The organism is Pseudomonas syringae pv. coryli str. NCPPB 4273, assembly GCF_000972175.1.
GTDB lineage: Bacteria > Pseudomonadota > Gammaproteobacteria > Pseudomonadales > Pseudomonadaceae > Aquipseudomonas > Aquipseudomonas syringae.
Map to the genome: position 1 here is coordinate 39,617 of NZ_AWQP01000022.1, position 15,978 is coordinate 55,594.

Consider the following 15,978-nt stretch of genomic DNA (forward strand, 5'->3'; position numbering starts at 1 on the left):
GATCAGCGTCTGCCCAGCCCCTGCGCCTGGATGATCCACTCCTGACGCTGCTGTTCGCTGGCGCTGTGTACCGGGGCGAACTCAGTCAGGCGTTTGGTCTTTATCCCGCAAAAGCCGAGGATAGTCCGTACCATCTGGCGGTGAGCCGGCGCGCCGTAAATCCACTGAAAGTAACGCGACGGCGTGTCCATGGCGACCAGCAGTTCCGCCGTCCTGCCGCGAAGCAGTTCATTGGATGAGTGCTTGCGGCCGTGGACCTTGAACGCAAAACCGGGTGTCAGCACCCGGTCGAAAAAGCCGGTCAGCAACGCAGGCAAGCCGCCCCACCAGACCGGATAGACGAATACCAGATGCTCGGCCCAGTGGATCTGACGCTGGGCTTCAAGCAGGTCGGGCTCAAGGGTTTGAGTCTGATCGTAGCCGTTGTGCAGAATCGGATCGAAGTCCAGTTCGCCCAGTTTGATGACCCGCACCACATGTCCCTCGCTACGCGCCGTTTGCGCATAGGCGTCGCCCAGGGCGTGACAGAAACTGATGGCCTTCGGCGTGCCGTAGACCATCAGGATTCGTTTGCCATTACCTTCCAGTGGCGTTGCGCCGCTTCTGGCATCAGCCATTACTGCCTGCCTCGAGCATTTTATCCGGCCGCACCCAGGCGTCGAACTCTTCATCGGTCAGGTAACCCAGCGCCAATGCCGCTTCGCGCAAGGTCAGACCTTCGGTGTAGGCTTTCTTGGCAATCTGCGCCGACTTGTCATAGCCGATATGCGGATTGAGGGCGGTGACCAGCATCAGGCCACGCTCCAGGTGCTCGGCCATTTTTTCGCCATCCGGCTCCATGCCCGCGATGCAGTGCTCGTTGAAATTGCTGCAGCCATCGGCCAGCAGGCGAATCGACTGCAGAACGTTATGAATGATCACCGGCTTGTAGACGTTGAGTTGCAGGTGACCCTGACTGGCGGCAAAACCGATGGTCACATCGTTGCCCATGACCTGGCAGGCCAGCATCGACAAGGCCTCGCACTGGGTCGGATTGACCTTGCCGGGCATGATCGAACTGCCTGGCTCATTGGCAGGCAGTCTGACTTCTGCCAGCCCGGCACGCGGGCCTGAGCCCAGCAGGCGCAGGTCGTTGGCAATTTTCATCAACGTACCGGCCAGCGTTTTCAGTGCGCCGGACAGCGCTGCAAGTGGCTCGTGACCGGCCAGCGCGGCGAACTTGTTGGGTGCCGTAACGAAGGGCAGTCCGGACAGGGCGGCGAGTTCTGCAGCAATGGCCTCGGCAAAGCCTTTGGGCGCATTGAGCCCGGTGCCGACTGCCGTGCCGCCCTGAGCCAGCTCGTAGACGGCGGGCAGAGCGGCGCGAATGGCTTTTTCCGCGTAATCGAGTTGCGCGACAAACCCCGACAGCTCTTGGCCGAAGGTGATCGGCGTCGCATCCATCATGTGCGTGCGCCCGGTCTTGACCAGCTTCATGTGCCGCGCGGCCTGTTCGGCCAGGCCGCTGGACAGCTCGGCGATGGCGGGCAGCAACTGCTCCTTGACCGCCTGGGCAGTGGCGATGTGCATGGCCGTCGGGAAGCAGTCGTTGGAGCTTTGCGAGCGATTGACATGATCGTTGGGATGGACTGGCGACTTGCCGCCACGACCCTGGCCAGCCAGTTCGTTGGCGCGGCCTGCGATCACCTCGTTGACGTTCATGTTGCTCTGCGTGCCACTGCCGGTCTGCCAGACCACCAGCGGAAATTGCGCGTCATGCTGACCGTCGAGCACTTCGTCGGCAGCCTGCTCGATCAGGCGGGCGATGTCGGCAGGCAAGTCGCCATTTCGATCGTTGACTCGTGCGGCGGCTTTCTTGATCAGAGTCAGCGCGTGCAGGACGGGCAGCGGCATTCGCTGGTCGCCAATCGCAAAATTGATCAGTGAGCGTTGGGTCTGCGCGCCCCAGTAGGCATCTTCGGGGACTTCGATTGGGCCAATGCTGTCGGTTTCGGTGCGGCTCACTGGTCTTACTCCTTTAAGTACGTTGCAGGGTTAGGTGTCCATATGCCCACAGGGTTCCCGCGCAGTGCTTTTTAACCGCTGGGTGAACCGGGGGTTGAGCCAAAAGCCCAGATAAGCGCAGAATGGTCGGCCCTGGGGTAATGCCTCGTTTGCTAGATAAGGAAACTCGATGACCCGTCTTCGTGCCATTTGTACCGCGGTAGCCCTGGTCTGTGCCAGCGGCCAGGTCTTCGCCGACACCGCCAGTCACAACGCGAGCGCCGAAACGTTCCTGAAGCTTGCCAACGCCGATCGCCTGGGCGCTCCGGTCTACGCTCAGGTTCAGCAGATGTTCGCTCAGCGTTTTGCTGAAACCAAGGCACCTGCGTCGAAAAAAGCCCTGCTTGAAACCTATCAGGCCAAAGCCAACACCGCTCTGGACCAAGCCATTGGCTGGAACAAGCTCAAGCCTGAGATGGTCAAGCTGTACACCGCCAACTTCACTGAAAGCGAGCTGAAGGATCTGGTTGCGTTCTACCAGTCGCCACTGGGCAAGAAAGTGATGACCAAGATGCCTGAGCTGGCTCAGCAGTCGGCCCAGCTGACCCAGAGCAAGCTGGAAAGCGCTGTTCCGGTCGTCAACAAGCTGCTGGCTGACATGACTGCCGAACTGGAACCTGCCAAGGCAGCTGCTCCGGCTCCGGCCAAAAAGCCCTGACAGGCGATTTCCATCATGACCATGCAACAACGAATCGAGTCGGCGCTTGCGCTGCTGCAACCGCATCACCTGCAAGTGCTCGACGAGAGTCATATGCACAGTCGTGGTCAGCAGACCCATTACAAGGCTGTTCTGGTCAGTGATCAGTTTCAGGGCCTGAACTCGGTCAAGCGGCACCAGAAGGTTTACGCCACGCTGGGCCCGCTCATGGGCGAGTTTCATGCACTGGCGTTGCACACTTACACGCCTGAAGAATGGTCGAAGATCGGTGCAGCGCCTGCTTCGCCGACCTGTGCCGGCGGGCATTGATCAGGGCTTTTTACTGATCCGGCCCCCTTGCCGGGGCGATTGCCCCGCCGAGCTGCCTGCTGTACTCCGGTTTTTGCTAGAATCCGCACCGCGCCGCCTGGCCGGTGCGTTTTTTTGGTCCGCAATTTTTTACCCGGTAGGCCCTTTGCGAGGGTCGCCACTGGAGAGATACATGACTCAAGAGCCGATGACTCAGCCGATCGTCGTGGCTGCGCTGTACAAGTTCGTTACCCTCAGCGATTACGTGGAACTGCGCGAGCCGCTGTTGCAGGCGATGATCGACAACGGCATCAAGGGCACGCTGTTGATCGCCGACGAGGGCATCAACGGCACGGTGTCCGGCAGTCGCGAAGGCATCGATGGCCTGATGGCGTGGTTGAAGAACGACCCGCGCCTGATCGATATCGACCACAAGGAGTCCTACTGCGACGAGCAGCCGTTCTATCGCACCAAGGTCAAGCTCAAGAAAGAGATCGTGACCCTGGGCGTCGAAGGCGTTGACCCGAACAAGAGCGTCGGAACGTACGTCGAGCCCAAGGACTGGAACAACCTGATTAGCGATCCGGAAGTGCTGCTGATCGATACCCGCAACGATTACGAAGTCTCGATCGGCACCTTCGAGGGCGCCATCGACCCGAAGACCACGTCGTTTCGAGAGTTTCCGGAATACATCAAGGCGCATTTCGACCCGGCAGTGCACAAGAAGGTCGCCATGTTCTGCACCGGTGGCATCCGTTGCGAAAAAGCGTCGAGTTACATGCTCGGCGAGGGCTTCGAAGAGGTCTATCACCTCAAGGGCGGCATTCTCAAGTACCTGGAAGAGGTCCCCGAGCAGGAAAGCCACTGGCGCGGCGAGTGTTTCGTGTTCGACAATCGGGTCACGGTGCGACACGACCTGACCGAAGGCGATTATGATCAGTGCCACGCCTGCCGTACGCCTATCAGTGCCGAAGACCGCGCCAGCGAGCATTACTCGCCGGGCGTCAGCTGCCCGCATTGCTGGGATTCGCTGAGCGAGAAGACGCGTCGCAGCGCCATCGACCGGCAAAAGCAGATCGAACTGGCCAAGGCACGTAACCAGCCTCATCCGATCGGTCGCAACTATCGTTTACCCTCCGAGGCCTGAGCCATGTCTGCCCGCCTGATTTATGTCATGGACCCGATGTGCTCTTGGTGCTGGGGCTTCGCTCCGGTTGCCGACGCGTTGGTGCAACAGGCTCGGGCGGCGGGCGTGCCGCTGCATCTGGTCATGGGCGGTCTGCGCTCCGAAGGTGCGGCGCTGGAGCCGGCCAAGCGTCGTTACATTCTTGAGCATTGGCAGGCGGTCGAAGAGGCCACCGGCCAGCCGTTTCGTCGCGAAGGTGCGCTGCCGGAAGGGTTTGTCTACGACACCACGCCTGCCTGCCTGGCCGTGACTGCGGCACGGCAGCTGGATCCGGACCGCGCCTGGCAACTGGTCGGACTCATCCAGCGAGCGTTCTACAGCGAGGCCCGGGACGTGACGCGTCCGTCATTGCTGGCTGAGCTCGCGGAGCAGACGGGGCTGTCGCGTCAGGCATTTGCCGATGAGTTCGAAAGTCCGCAACGGCAGGCGGCCACCGCCGCCGATTTCGCCTGGGCACAGGATCTGGGCATTGCCGGCTTCCCGACCCTGCTGGCCGAGCGCAACGGTCAGCTGGCGTTGCTGACCAACGGTTATCAGCCGCTGAGCAGCCTTGCGCCCTTGCTGGGTCGATGGCTGGAGCGTGCAGCCAGTGCATGATGAAGTGCCTGAGGCTGCCCGACAGCCACACGCCACGCGCAGCGATGCATTGAGCTGGGCCGAGATCCGTCGTCTCGCCTTGCGGCATAAAAAAGCCCTGTGGCTGGCCAATGGCGTCGCAGTGCTGGCCACGTTGTGCAGCGTGCCTATCCCGTTGCTCCTGCCGTTGCTGGTCGACGAGGTGTTGCTGGGCCGTGGCGATGCTGCGCTCAAGGTCATGGATCACCTGCTGCCTGGCAACTGGCAAAAGGCGGCGGGCTACATTGGCCTGATGCTGTCGTTAACGCTGGTGCTGCGGGTCGGAGCGCTGGTGTTCAATGTGTTGCAGGCGCGGCTGTTCGCCGGGCTGGCCAAGGACATCGTCTATCGTATCCGGCTGCGGCTGATCGAGCGGCTCAAGCGCATTTCCCTGCGCGAATACGAAAGCCTGGGCAGCGGCACGGTGACCACGCACCTGGTCACCGATCTGGATACGCTGGACAAGTTCGTCGGTGAAACCCTCAGTCGCCTGTTGGTGGCCACGCTGACCCTGGCAGGCACTGCGGGCATTCTGATGTGGATGCACTGGAAGCTGGCGCTGCTGATCATGCTGTTCAACCCGCTGGTCATTCTGCTCACGGTGAAACTGGGCAAGCGCGTCAAGCACCTCAAGAAGCTGGAGAACGACAGCACATCGCGGTTTACCCAGGCGCTGAGCGAGACGCTGGATGCGATTCAGGAAGTCAGGGCAGGGAACCGACAAGGCTTCTTTCTGGGTCGCCTGGGCGTGCGTGCGCAGGAAGTGCGTGACTACGCGATCAATTCACAATGGAAAAGCGACGCCTCGGGCCGTGCCAGCGGGCTGCTGTTCCAGTTCGGTATCGATATCTTTCGCGCCGCGGCAATGCTTACGGTGCTGTTCTCGGACCTGTCCATCGGGCAGATGCTCGCGGTGTTCAGCTACCTGTGGTTCATGATGACGCCGGTCGAGCAACTGCTGAACCTGCAATACGCCTACTACGCGGCGGGCGGGGCGCTGACGCGCATCAACGAGTTGCTGGCGCGTGCCGACGAGCCGCAATATGCCGGTGGCACCGACCCGTTCGAAGGCAAGGAAACCGTAGGGGTCGAGGTGCGTGGCCTGACCTTCGGCTATGGCGAAGACCTGGTGCTGGACCAGTTGAACCTGAACATCGCGCCGGGAGAAAAGGTCGCCATTGTCGGTGCCAGCGGCGGCGGCAAGAGCACCTTGGTGCAGTTGCTGCTGGGTCTCTATACGGCGCGTACCGGGGTGATCCGTTTTGGCGGCGTCAGCCAGCAGGATATCGGCCTGGAGACTGTGCGCGAGAACGTCGCCGTGGTGCTGCAGCATCCGGCCCTGTTCAATGACACCGTGCGCGCCAACCTGACCATGGGCCGTGACTGCAGCGATGAAGACTGCTGGCGCGCGCTGGAGGTTGCGCAACTCGACCCTGCGATCCGCGATCTGCCACAGGGCCTGGACAGCGTGGTCGGACGCTCCGGAGTCAGAATGTCGGGCGGCCAGCGCCAGCGCATGGCCATCGCCCGCATGGTGCTGTCCGACCCCAAGGTGGTGATCCTCGATGAGGCCACCTCGGCGCTGGACGCGGCCACCGAGTACAACCTGCATCAGGCGCTCGCACGTTTTCTGCGCAGCCGTACGACGCTGATCATTGCCCATCGCCTGTCGGCCGTGAAGCAGGCCGACCGTGTACTGGTGTTCGACGGCGGGCGTATCGTGGAAGACGGTGACCATCAGCAGCTGATTGCCGATGGAGGTCTGTACGCCAAACTGTACGGACATTTGCAACAAATCTGATGCGCGAAGCCTCGATCAGCGCACAGGTTGGCCCGATTGCGGGAGAATCACCTGCCCTCAAGGGCGAATTTAGCCTAGTCTCTGCGCTAGACGTTTATTCAGGCATGTGGTGACGTGAAACCCATGAAGCAACCATGGATCTTCTCCAAGCCCCGTCTGTTGGGCATTGTGTGGCCTTTCATTGCTGTCGCGCTGTTTCAGGCGTTGCTGGGATGCGTCAGTCTATACACCATGTCTGCCGTGCGCAGCTATGTGGCGGGGGAGAGTCTCTGGTCCAAGGGGCAGAAGGACGCTATCCACTACCTGAGCCTGTACGCCAACCGGCATGACGAGCGTGACTACCTCAAGTATCAAAAAGCCTTTTCCGTACCTCAGGGCGGCCACGCGCTACGCAAAGCGCTCGATCAGCCCAATCCGTCCCTGGCCGATGCCAGAAGTGGAATCATTCAGGGCGGCAATCACCCCGATGACGTAAACGGCATCATCTGGATGTACCTGAATTTCCACAGCTTCAGCTTCATGAAGCAGGTCATTCACTTCTGGGAAGTGGGTGACGGCTATCTCATGCAGCTCGATGAGCTTGCGCGGCATATTCATGAGCGGGTCGGGCAGGGCGCTGTGAGCGCCGCCGAGGTCGATCAATGGCGCGAGCAGATCAATGTCATCAATGAAGGCGTCACGCCTGCTGCGCGCGCGTTCAGTGATGCGCTGGGCGAAGGCTCCAGGCTGATCCTCAACCTGTTGATAGCGGTCAATCTGGTCACCGCCGTGATATTGATTCTTCTGGCGCTGCTGCGGGTGCGTCGTCTGATCGTCCAGCGCCGCGTGTTCGCCGACGCCCTGCAACTGGAGAAGGAGCGGGCGCAGATCACGCTGGAGTCCATCGGCGACGGGGTGATCACCATCGATGTGGCCGGTGCCATCGTCTACATGAACCCGGCCGCCGAGGGCCTCACCCACTGGAAAGGCAATCAGGCCAGCGGGCTTCCGCTGGCTGCGCTGTTCAATCTGCTGGATGAAAACGATCAGAAGGACCAGTCAACGCTGGTCGAGCAGATCATCGCCGGCAAGCTCAAGGGTGGCAGCGCCAACAGCAAGCTGATCCAGCGCCTTGATGGCAGCACGGTGTCCGTCGCGCTGGTCGGCACGCCGATCTACACCGAAGGCTTGATCAGTGGCGCGGTGCTGGTGCTGCATGACATGACCCAGGAGCAGCAGTACATCGCCGATCTGTCCTGGCAGGCTGCCCATGATCCGCTGACCGGTCTGGTCAACCGCAGCGAATTCGAGCGCCGTTTGCAGCGCGTGCTCGACGAAGACTGCGGTCAGGGCCGGAGCCATTGCCTGATGTTTCTCGATCTGGACCAGTTCAAGCTGGTCAATGATACCGGTGGTCATGCGGCGGGCGATGAACTGCTGCGCCAGCTGTGTCGGGCCTTGCCGGAGGGCTTGCGCGAGGGGGATACGCTGGCCCGGTTGGGAGGTGACGAGTTCGGCGTGCTGCTGGTCGATTGTCCTGACGAAACGGCGCTCGATATTGCCGAGGCGTTGCGCGAGGCGGTGCAGCGTTTGCATTTCATGTGGAAAGGTCGGCCATTCATGACTACCGTCAGTATTGGCCTGGTGCACCTCGGCGACACACCTGCGTCTCTGGAAGGGTCATTGTCTGCCGCCGACATGGCCTGTTATATGGCCAAGGAAAGAGGTCGCAACCGGGTCCAGGCCTACAGTGTGGATGACCTGACGCTGTCGATGCGTTTTGGTGAGATGGCCTGGATACAGCGGCTGCACATGGCCATGGACGAAAATCGCTTTTGCCTTTATGCGCAGGAAATCGCCTCGATAAAGGGTGAAGCGGGCGAAGTACGACACATTGAAATCCTCCTGCGCCTGCGCGACGAGTCTGGACGAATGGTCGTGCCGGACAATTTCATTCCGGCCGCCGAGCGCTATGGGCTCATGACTACGCTGGATAGGTGGGTGGTGCACAATGTGTTCAAAGTCATAGCCCAGTGCCAGAGTGATGATCGGCATCAGGTGCCTCAGGCGCTATGTGCTATAAATTTGTCTGGATCGAGTATCGGCGATGATACGTTTCTCGAATACCTGAAACAGCAATTCAAGACGTTTGCCGTATCGCCCGGGATGATCTGCTTCGAGATCACCGAGACCAGTGCGATTGCCGACCTGCAAAGTGCGATCAGATTCATCAATGAGTTGAAGGGCCTGGGTTGTCAGTTTTCCCTTGATGATTTCTGCTCGGGCATGTCGTCTTTTGCCTATCTCAAGCATTTGCCGGTGGATTTCCTCAAGATCGATGGCAGTTTTGTAAAGGACATGCTCGACAATCCGATCAATAAGGCTATGGTCGAGGTGATCAATAATATCGGTCATGTCATGGGCAAACGCACCATTGCAGAGTACGTTGAAACGCCGCAGATCGAATCTGCGTTGCAGGAAATGGGCGTGGATTTTGCACAGGGCTATCTGATTTCCCGCCCTGAATTGTTCACTTGCGAGAGTCTTTATATTCAGCCCGTACGGCCTGACCCCCTGATGTTCGGCGCGCCAGGAACGCTACGTTAATCAGTTGAAACCCTCATAAGGAGATACCCCAGTGATCGACGCTTTCGAAAGAACCGGTCCGCTCATGGAAGCCAGCAGTTATCCGGCCTGGGCGCAGCAGTTGATCAAGGATTGCAGCGCTGCAAAAGCACGGGTGGTCGAGCACGAGCTGTACCAGCAGATGCGTGACGCAAAGTTGAGTCCGCAGATCATGCGCCATTACCTGATCGGCGGGTGGCCAGTCGTCGAGCAATTTGCCGTGTACATGGCCAAGAACCTCACCAAGACCCGTTTCGGTCGTCACCCGGGTGAAGACATGGCGCGCCGCTGGCTGATGCGCAATATCCGCGTCGAACTCAATCATGCCGACTACTGGGTGAACTGGTGTGCGGCCCATGGGGTGACGCTTGAAGACTTGCACGATCAACGGGTAGCGCCCGAGTTGCACGCGCTGAGCCACTGGTGCTGGCAGACCAGCTCATCGGATTCGCTGGCCGTGGCGATGGCGGCTACCAACTACGCCATTGAGGGGGCGACCGGCGAATGGTCTGCCGTGGTCTGCTCCAGCGGTGTGTACGCCGAAGCCTTTCGTGAAGAGACCCGCAAGAAAGCCATGAAGTGGCTCAAGATGCATGCACAGTACGACGACGCGCACCCTTGGGAGGCGCTCGAGATCATTTGTACGCTGGTGGGTAACAAGCCGAGTGTGCAATTGCAGGCCGAGCTGCGTCAGGCCGTTACTAAAAGCTACGACTACATGCACCTGTTTCTTGAGCGTTGCATGCAGCTGGACAGGGTCAAGCCGCGAGGACGTGTTGCCGCGCTGGAGGCGTAGGGACGGGCGAGAAGGCGGGAGAGAGAGCTAGCTGGCCATGGCGATACGATTGCGGCCTTCGCGCTTGGCGACGTACAGAGCATTATCGGCACGGCGCAGCAGGCTGTCGGCTGTTTCAGTCGGCAGCAGTGTCGAGCAACCCAGGCTGACAGTCATGGTCAATGCCGGGCTAAGCTCGTGAAACTCGAGATTACGTACGGCCTGGCACAGCCGCTTGCCAATCAGTTCGGCGGAATCGGCGCCGGTGTTGGACAGAATCACTACGAACTCTTCACCGCCATAGCGGAACACCCGATCGATATTGCGCAGTTGCGCCTTCAGGCTCTGTGCGACGGTTTTCAGCACATCGTCACCGGTGTGATGACCGTATTCATCATTCACTTTCTTGAAGTGGTCGATATCCAGCATCAGCAGGGACAGGGGTTGCTTGTGGCGACGTGAAATTTCGATTTCACGGGCCAGGCCCTGATCCATGGCGATGCGGTTGCCGGTGCTGGTCAGCGGGTCACGCAGGGCAGTTTGTGTGGCAATGCGGTACAGCAGCGCATTCAGCAGCGGATACACCAGGCAGACCAGCAGGGATTCGAGGTCGCTCAGTTGCCGCGTGTCGAATGGCCTGGCGCCCTGGAACTCCAGTTCGCCGATGCATTTGCCTTCGTGACGCAGGTGAAAACTGGCGCTGTCGGATGACATCTCGCCCAGACGCAGCTGCAAGTCGCTTTCGATATGTCGATACATCAGACCGCTCAATGGCAGAAACCGTTGTACGCCTTGAAAGAACAGGGTCAGTATCCGCTCGGCTTCAAGACTGGTCTGCAATTGTCGTCCAAGCTGGTAGATCAGTTCGGGCAGTGACGGGGGTGGAAGCACGGCGTCAGGTCGATTTCTAAAACCCAGGCGCTGCAGTTCAGCCGTATCGAAGTCGATTGCATGGGTCTGGGTAGGAAAATTCATCTCTTCGCTCCTCAGCACATATTGCTGGCTTGGCTGGGTTAGAGGGGACGTGGTGCCATTCGGTTCATTTTTGGCCAGACTTATTAAAATCAGTGGTTTAGCTGACGCCATCTCTCTGACAGTGGCCCCGGATCGGCAATTCCTTGACTTGAAAAGCCGCTCGAAACAGCCTTTTTGACGGTTTTCCGTCACGACGGCCTTCCCCCTTCACTGGGCATTCAATGCCTGCCCATTGATGCCTTTGCTGTCCGGCCCCATCAGGTACAGATAGACCGGCATGATCTCGTCAGGTGCCGGATTGTTCTGCGGGTTTTCGTCCGGGTAGGCCTGCGCGCGCATGCCGGTACGGGTCGCGCCTGGGTTGATGCTGTTGGTGCGGACCGTGCTGACGCCTTCCAGCTCGTCAGCGAGGGTTTGCATCAGGCCTTCGGTGGCAAACTTCGATACGCCGTAAGCGCCCCATTGCGCGCGCCCCTTGCGGCCCACGCTGCTGGAGGTGAAGGCTATCGACGCATCCTCCGAACGCTGAAGCAGCGGCAGCAGTGCCTGTGTGAGCATGAAGGTGGCATTGACGTTGACGTGCATAACCTGCATGAAGTCTTCGCCGGGCAGGTGCTCCACTGAGGTACGCGGGCCGATGATCGAGGCGTTGTGCAGCAGCCCGTCAAGACGGCCGACTGTGCGCTCGATCATGGTCGCCAGCGCGTGGTACTGCGCAGGGTCGGTGCTTTGCAGATCGAAGGGTATGACCAGCGGCTGCGGCTGCGGCTGGCCTGCTGCTTTTATCTCGTCATGGACCTGCGCCAGGCTGGCTTCGGTCCTGCCCAGCAGCAGGACGGTGGCGCCATGTGCTGCGTAGGCTTTGGCGGCTGCGGCACCGATGCCGCGAGCGGCGCCGGTAACCAGAATGATCCGGCCCTTGAGCAGTTCCGGGTGCGCGGAGTAATCAAACATGTAGAGCCTCGTTCAGCAACTGCACAGTGCGTTATCCAGCACCTTGCGCAATTCCAGCGGATGATCGACCACCACGTCGGCGCCCCAGTGGTCGGGGTTGTCGTCGGGGTGGATGTAGCCGTAGCGCACGGCGGCGGTCTTTGTGCCAGCGTCGCGCCCGGACTCGATGTCGCGCAGATCGTCGCCTACGAACAGAACGCTGGCCGGGTCCAGGTCAAGCATCCGGCAGGCCAGAATCATCGGTTCCGGGTGTGGCTTGCTGTGTGTGACATTGTCCGGGCAGATCAGTAGCGCCGAGCGTTCCGCCAGGCCGAGGCGCTCCATGATGGGCTGAGCGAAGCGCACCGGTTTGTTGGTCACCACACCCCAGATCAGACCAGCCTTCTCGATGTCGGCCAGCAGTTCGTCCATGCCGTCGAACAGTTTGCTGTGGACGGCGCAGTCACGCTGATAGCGTTCCAGAAACTCCAGACGCAACGCCTCGAATTGTGGGTCTTCGGGGGACATCGCAAAGCTGGCCGCGACCATGGCTCTGGCGCCGCCGGAAACTTCATCGCGGATCAGTTTGTCCGGTACCGCAGGCAGGTTGCGATCGGCGAGCATCGCCTGGGCAATGGCGATGAAGTCCGGTGCGGTGTCGAGCAAGGTGCCGTCCATGTCGAATAAAACCGCTCTCAGGCGCATCTGTCATGCCTCCCGCAGGGTCTGGATCATGTAGTTGACGCCGACGTCGGAGGTCAGCTTGTAATGCTTGGTCAGCGGGTTGTAGGTCAGGCCGATGACGTCCTTGACCTGCAGGCCGGCGTCACGGCTCCAGGCGCCCAGCTCGGAAGGGCGGATGAATTTCTTGAAGTCGTGGGTGCCGCGTGGCAGCAGGTTGAGGATGTATTCGGCGCCGACCACCGCGAACAGATAGGCTTTCGGGTTGCGGTTGATGGTCGAGAAGAACACCTGGCCGCCTGGCTTGACCATGCGATAGCAGGCGCGGATCACCGAGGAGGGGTCCGGCACGTGCTCGAGCATTTCCAGGCAGGTCACTACATCGTATTGCTCGGGCATTTCTTCGGCCATGTCCTCGGCGGTGATCTGTCGATACTCAACGCTGACACCCGATTCGAGCTGATGCAGCTGCGCGACGGCCAGCGGCGCTTCGCCCATGTCGATGCCGGTCACCGTGGCGCCGCGCAGGGCCATCGCCTCGCTGAGGATGCCGCCGCCGCAGCCGACGTCCAGCACCTTCTTGCCCGCCAGGCCGACACGCTCGTCGATCCAGTTGACGCGCAGCGGGTTGATGTCATGCAGCGGCTTGAATTCGCTTTCGCGGTCCCACCAGCGATGGGCCAGGGCCTCGAATTTGGCGATTTCTGCGCGGTCGACGTTGCTCATGGGTGTCCCTCTTGAACTCAAAATTCTTTTCATCAGTCAGGCTTATAGATAAGCATGACTGGCATGTGTTCGGTCCGAATCGAATTATTCGGCTTTACCGGAAATACGCTGGCCCCACGCAATCGCGGTGTCGCGCAGAGCGTGTTCATCCATACGAGTCAGCTGGCGAGCGTCGAGCAATTGCTTGCCGGCCACCCAGACATGGCTGACGCAATCGCGGCCAGTGGCATATATAAGCTGCGATACCGGGTCGTAGATCGGTTGCTGGGCCAGACCCGACAGGTCGAAAGCGACCATGTCCGCCGCCTTGCCGATCTCCAGCGAGCCGGTCTCGGCCTGAATGCCCAGGGCGCGAGCGCCGTTCAGCGTCGCCATGCGCAACGCGCGGTGTGCATCCAGCGCCGTGGCCGAACCGGCGACAGCCTTGGCCAGCAAGGCGGCGGTGCGGGTTTCGCCGAGCAGGTCCAGGTCATTGTTGCTGGCGGCACCGTCGGTACCCACCGCAACGTTCACACCGGCCTGCCACAGTCGTTCAACCGGGCAGAAACCGCTGGCCAGCTTGAGATTGGATTCGGGGCAATGAATGACGTTGGTATTGCTTTCCACCAGCAGGGCCAGATCGTCGTCGCTGATCTGCGTCATGTGCACGGCCTGGAAACGCGGCCCGAGCATGCCCAGCCGGTTGAGGCGGGCGAGGGGGCGTTCCTGGCGCTGTTCGACAGCCTGCTCGACTTCAAATGCGGTCTCGTGGACGTGCATCTGGATCGTGGCGTCCAACTCGTCGGCAATTACCCGGACCTTCTCCAGGTTCTCATCGCTCACGGTATAGGGCGCATGCGGGCCGAAGGCGATCTTGATGCGTGGATGGTGAGCGAGGTCGTTGAACAGTTCGATGCCGTTGTGCAGGGCTTCAGCCGTGGTGTGGGCACCTGGAATCGGAAAATCCAGCACCGGGACGGTGATCTGCGCACGCATGCCGCTGGCGTGGACGCGTTCGGCGGCCACCTTGGGGTAGAAGTACATGTCGGAGAAACAGGTGATGCCGCCCTTGAGCTGCTCGGCGATGGCCAGGTCTGTGCCGTCACGCACGAAGTCTTCATCCACCCACTTGCCTTCGGCAGGCCAGATGTGGTCCTGCAGCCAGGTCATCAGTAGCAGGTCGTCGGCCAGCCCGCGAAACAGGGTCATCGCCGCATGGCCGTGGGCGTTGATCAGGCCGGGGCTGAGCAGCATGCCGGGCAGTTCCTGCACCTGCACGGCGTTTTGCCGCAGCGCTTCGGCGCGTGGACCGATATAGACGATACAGCCATCGCGGATGCCGATGCCGTGGTCCTTGAGCACGACGCCTGCGGGCTCGACCGGCACCAGCCAGGCGGGCAGGAGCAAAAGGTCGAGCGGTGCTGTAGCGTTCGGCATGAGAAGGTTTCCATCGTTTATTACGTTGATGACGAAGTATACCCGAGCGTCTTCGCAGGCGGCTCGCTATAATCAGCGGCTTTTGATGCTGGGTTTCGGATGTTCAAGATGGAGTTGGCGATGCGCGATCGAATGTTGGCTGCAGAGAAAGTTAAGGCCATCGATTGGCGAGACGACGCTCTGTACCTGCTGGACCAGCGGGTACTGCCGTTCGAGGAAGTCTGGCACCGCTATACCACCGCCGAGGGAGTCGCCGAAGCGATTCGCACGATGGTCGTGCGCGGCGCGCCCGCTATCGGCATCAGTGCTGCCTATGGTGCGGTGCTGGCCGCACGTGCGCGTATCGCACAAGGTGCAGACTGGTATCCGGCGCTGGAAGAGGACATGCAGTTGCTGGCCGATTCGCGCCCGACGGCAGTGAACCTGTTCTGGGCGCTGAACCGGATGCGTGATCGTCTGATGCGCGTCAAGGACGGCGATGACCCGCTGGCGGCCCTTGAGGCCGAAGCCGTGGCGATTCACCTGAGCGACCGCGAGGCCAATCTGACCATGGCGCAGCTGGGCGCCGACCTGATTCGCAAGCACCAGGGCAATCTGCAGACGGTGCTCACCCACTGCAATACCGGGGCGCTGGCCACTGGGGGCTTTGGCACGGCGCTGGGCGTGATCCGTGCGGCGCATCTGGAAGGCATGATCGAGCGGGTCTACGCCGACGAAACCCGGCCCTGGCTGCAGGGGTCGCGGCTTACCGCCTGGGAGCTGGCCAACGAGGGCATCCCGGTGACTCTGAACGCAGATTCCGCCGCCGCGCACCTGATGCGTACCAAGGGCATTACCTGGGTCATCGTTGGCGCCGACCGCATCACCGCCAACGGCGACGTGGCGAACAAGATCGGTACCTATCAGCTCGCTGTTGCCGCCATGCACCACGGGGTGCGCTTCATGGTGGTCGCACCGAGCTCGACCATCGACATGGAAATGGCCAGTGGCGACGACATCATCATCGAAGAGCGCGACGGCCGCGAACTGCTTGAAGTGGGCGGTCAGCGGGTAGGCGCCGAGGTCGAGGCTTTCAACCCGGTGTTCGACGTGACGCCGGCAGACCTGATCGACGCCATCGTGACCGAAAAGGGCATTGTCGAACGTCCCGATACCGCGCGCATGGCTCAATTGATGAGCCGTAAACACCTCCACTGAGGTCTACAGGCCCGACCCGTCGCCGCTGTGCAATGCGGCTGGATGGGCCTGTAAGCGTTTCTCAGGCGTGTTATGTGTCT

General features: G+C 60.7%; 15 protein-coding genes. 8 read left to right on the forward strand and 7 right to left on the reverse strand.

Translation table 11 applies throughout. From position 1 onward, the window contains the following. Positions 1–2: 2 nt before the first annotated feature. Positions 3–617 carry an NAD(P)H-dependent oxidoreductase gene (locus P406_RS11180; protein WP_004411194.1) on the reverse strand — a complete coding sequence of 205 codons (615 nt, stop codon included), beginning with the start codon at positions 615–617 and terminating at the stop codon, positions 3–5. Next, entirely contained in the window at positions 610–2,004 is a 1,395-nt protein-coding gene (locus tag P406_RS11185) for a class II fumarate hydratase (RefSeq protein ID WP_003342769.1), read from the reverse strand. The genes P406_RS11180 and P406_RS11185 overlap by 8 nt, the downstream gene beginning before the upstream one ends. Before the next feature lie 169 nt (positions 2,005–2,173). On the opposite strand from P406_RS11185, the gene P406_RS11190 reads away from it, so the two are divergent. The 7 genes from P406_RS11190 (at position 2,174) to P406_RS11220 (ending at position 9,991) form a co-directional block, all read left to right on the forward strand. Continuing rightward, a complete protein-coding gene (locus P406_RS11190) occupies positions 2,174–2,701 on the forward strand; it encodes a DUF2059 domain-containing protein (protein ID WP_003314637.1) in 528 nt (175 codons plus the stop codon). A gap of 15 nt (positions 2,702–2,716) precedes the next feature. Then, positions 2,717–3,010 (forward strand): BolA family protein, encoded by a 294-nt coding sequence (locus P406_RS11195; protein ID WP_003314638.1) that lies wholly within the window; start codon positions 2,717–2,719, stop codon positions 3,008–3,010. Positions 3,011–3,197: 187 nt separating this feature from the next. After that, on the forward strand, positions 3,198–4,136 hold the full coding sequence (gene trhO / locus P406_RS11200; protein ID WP_046236246.1) for an oxygen-dependent tRNA uridine(34) hydroxylase TrhO: 939 nt from the start codon (positions 3,198–3,200) through the stop codon (positions 4,134–4,136). A gap of 3 nt (positions 4,137–4,139) precedes the next feature. Then, a complete protein-coding gene (locus tag P406_RS11205; protein WP_003418139.1) occupies positions 4,140–4,772 on the forward strand; it encodes a DsbA family protein in 633 nt (210 codons plus the stop codon). Further along, positions 4,765–6,591 (forward strand): ABC transporter ATP-binding protein, encoded by a 1,827-nt coding sequence (locus P406_RS11210; RefSeq protein WP_046236208.1) that lies wholly within the window; start codon positions 4,765–4,767, stop codon positions 6,589–6,591. The genes P406_RS11205 and P406_RS11210 overlap by 8 nt, the downstream gene beginning before the upstream one ends. Positions 6,592–6,714: 123 nt before the next feature. Continuing rightward, the gene (locus P406_RS11215; RefSeq protein ID WP_046236209.1) at positions 6,715–9,177 is read left to right on the forward strand and encodes an EAL domain-containing protein; all 2,463 of its coding nucleotides are present in this window, start codon (positions 6,715–6,717) and stop codon (positions 9,175–9,177) included. Between the two features lie 31 nt (positions 9,178–9,208). Next, on the forward strand, positions 9,209–9,991 hold the full coding sequence (locus tag P406_RS11220) for an iron-containing redox enzyme family protein (RefSeq protein WP_046236210.1): 783 nt from the start codon (positions 9,209–9,211) through the stop codon (positions 9,989–9,991). 27 nt (positions 9,992–10,018) lie between these two features. On the opposite strand, the gene P406_RS11225 is transcribed toward P406_RS11220, so the two are convergent. The 5 genes from P406_RS11225 to P406_RS11245 all read right to left on the reverse strand — a co-directional run bounded on the left by P406_RS11225 (position 10,019) and on the right by P406_RS11245 (position 14,701). Further along, on the reverse strand, positions 10,019–10,945 hold the full coding sequence (locus P406_RS11225) for a GGDEF domain-containing protein (RefSeq protein ID WP_046236211.1): 927 nt from the start codon (positions 10,943–10,945) through the stop codon (positions 10,019–10,021). 207 nt (positions 10,946–11,152) lie between these two features. After that, positions 11,153–11,899 carry a YciK family oxidoreductase gene (locus P406_RS11230; protein ID WP_046236212.1) on the reverse strand — a complete coding sequence of 249 codons (747 nt, stop codon included), beginning with the start codon at positions 11,897–11,899 and terminating at the stop codon, positions 11,153–11,155. A gap of 12 nt (positions 11,900–11,911) precedes the next feature. Then, positions 11,912–12,583, reverse strand: a complete 672-nt coding sequence (gene mupP, locus P406_RS11235; protein WP_046236213.1) for an N-acetylmuramic acid 6-phosphate phosphatase MupP — start codon at positions 12,581–12,583, stop codon at positions 11,912–11,914. Between the two features lie 3 nt (positions 12,584–12,586). Further along, a complete protein-coding gene (gene ubiG, locus P406_RS11240) occupies positions 12,587–13,285 on the reverse strand; it encodes a bifunctional 2-polyprenyl-6-hydroxyphenol methylase/3-demethylubiquinol 3-O-methyltransferase UbiG (protein WP_003369710.1) in 699 nt (232 codons plus the stop codon). An 84-nt stretch (positions 13,286–13,369) separates the two neighbouring features. Beyond that, positions 13,370–14,701, reverse strand: a complete 1,332-nt coding sequence (locus tag P406_RS11245; RefSeq protein ID WP_046236214.1) for a TRZ/ATZ family hydrolase — start codon at positions 14,699–14,701, stop codon at positions 13,370–13,372. 120 nt (positions 14,702–14,821) lie between these two features. Between P406_RS11245 and mtnA the strand changes: the two genes are divergently transcribed. Beyond that, the gene (gene mtnA, locus P406_RS11250) at positions 14,822–15,898 is read left to right on the forward strand and encodes an S-methyl-5-thioribose-1-phosphate isomerase (RefSeq protein WP_003418118.1); all 1,077 of its coding nucleotides are present in this window, start codon (positions 14,822–14,824) and stop codon (positions 15,896–15,898) included. Positions 15,899–15,978 lie beyond the last annotated feature (80 nt).

Bases quoted from the DNA above. Each gene is read 5' to 3' on its own strand.
- P406_RS11190 (WP_003314637.1), top strand. From the start codon at position 2,174: ATGACCCGTCTTCGTGCCATTTGTACCGCGGTAGCCCTGGTCTGTGCC.
- P406_RS11230 (WP_046236212.1), bottom strand. From the start codon at position 11,899: ATGTTTGATTACTCCGCGCACCCGGAACTGCTCAAGGGCCGGATCATT.
- P406_RS11245 (WP_046236214.1), bottom strand. From the start codon at position 14,701: ATGCCGAACGCTACAGCACCGCTCGACCTTTTGCTCCTGCCCGCCTGG.
- mupP (WP_046236213.1), bottom strand. From the start codon at position 12,583: ATGCGCCTGAGAGCGGTTTTATTCGACATGGACGGCACCTTGCTCGAC.
- trhO (WP_046236246.1), top strand. From the start codon at position 3,198: ATGACTCAGCCGATCGTCGTGGCTGCGCTGTACAAGTTCGTTACCCTC.
- P406_RS11195 (WP_003314638.1), top strand. From the start codon at position 2,717: ATGACCATGCAACAACGAATCGAGTCGGCGCTTGCGCTGCTGCAACCG.
- mtnA (WP_003418118.1), top strand. From the start codon at position 14,822: ATGCGCGATCGAATGTTGGCTGCAGAGAAAGTTAAGGCCATCGATTGG.
- P406_RS11225 (WP_046236211.1), bottom strand. From the start codon at position 10,945: ATGAATTTTCCTACCCAGACCCATGCAATCGACTTCGATACGGCTGAA.
- P406_RS11215 (WP_046236209.1), top strand. From the start codon at position 6,715: ATGAAGCAACCATGGATCTTCTCCAAGCCCCGTCTGTTGGGCATTGTG.
- ubiG (WP_003369710.1), bottom strand. From the start codon at position 13,285: ATGAGCAACGTCGACCGCGCAGAAATCGCCAAATTCGAGGCCCTGGCC.
- P406_RS11180 (WP_004411194.1), bottom strand. From the start codon at position 617: ATGGCTGATGCCAGAAGCGGCGCAACGCCACTGGAAGGTAATGGCAAA.
- P406_RS11205 (WP_003418139.1), top strand. From the start codon at position 4,140: ATGTCTGCCCGCCTGATTTATGTCATGGACCCGATGTGCTCTTGGTGC.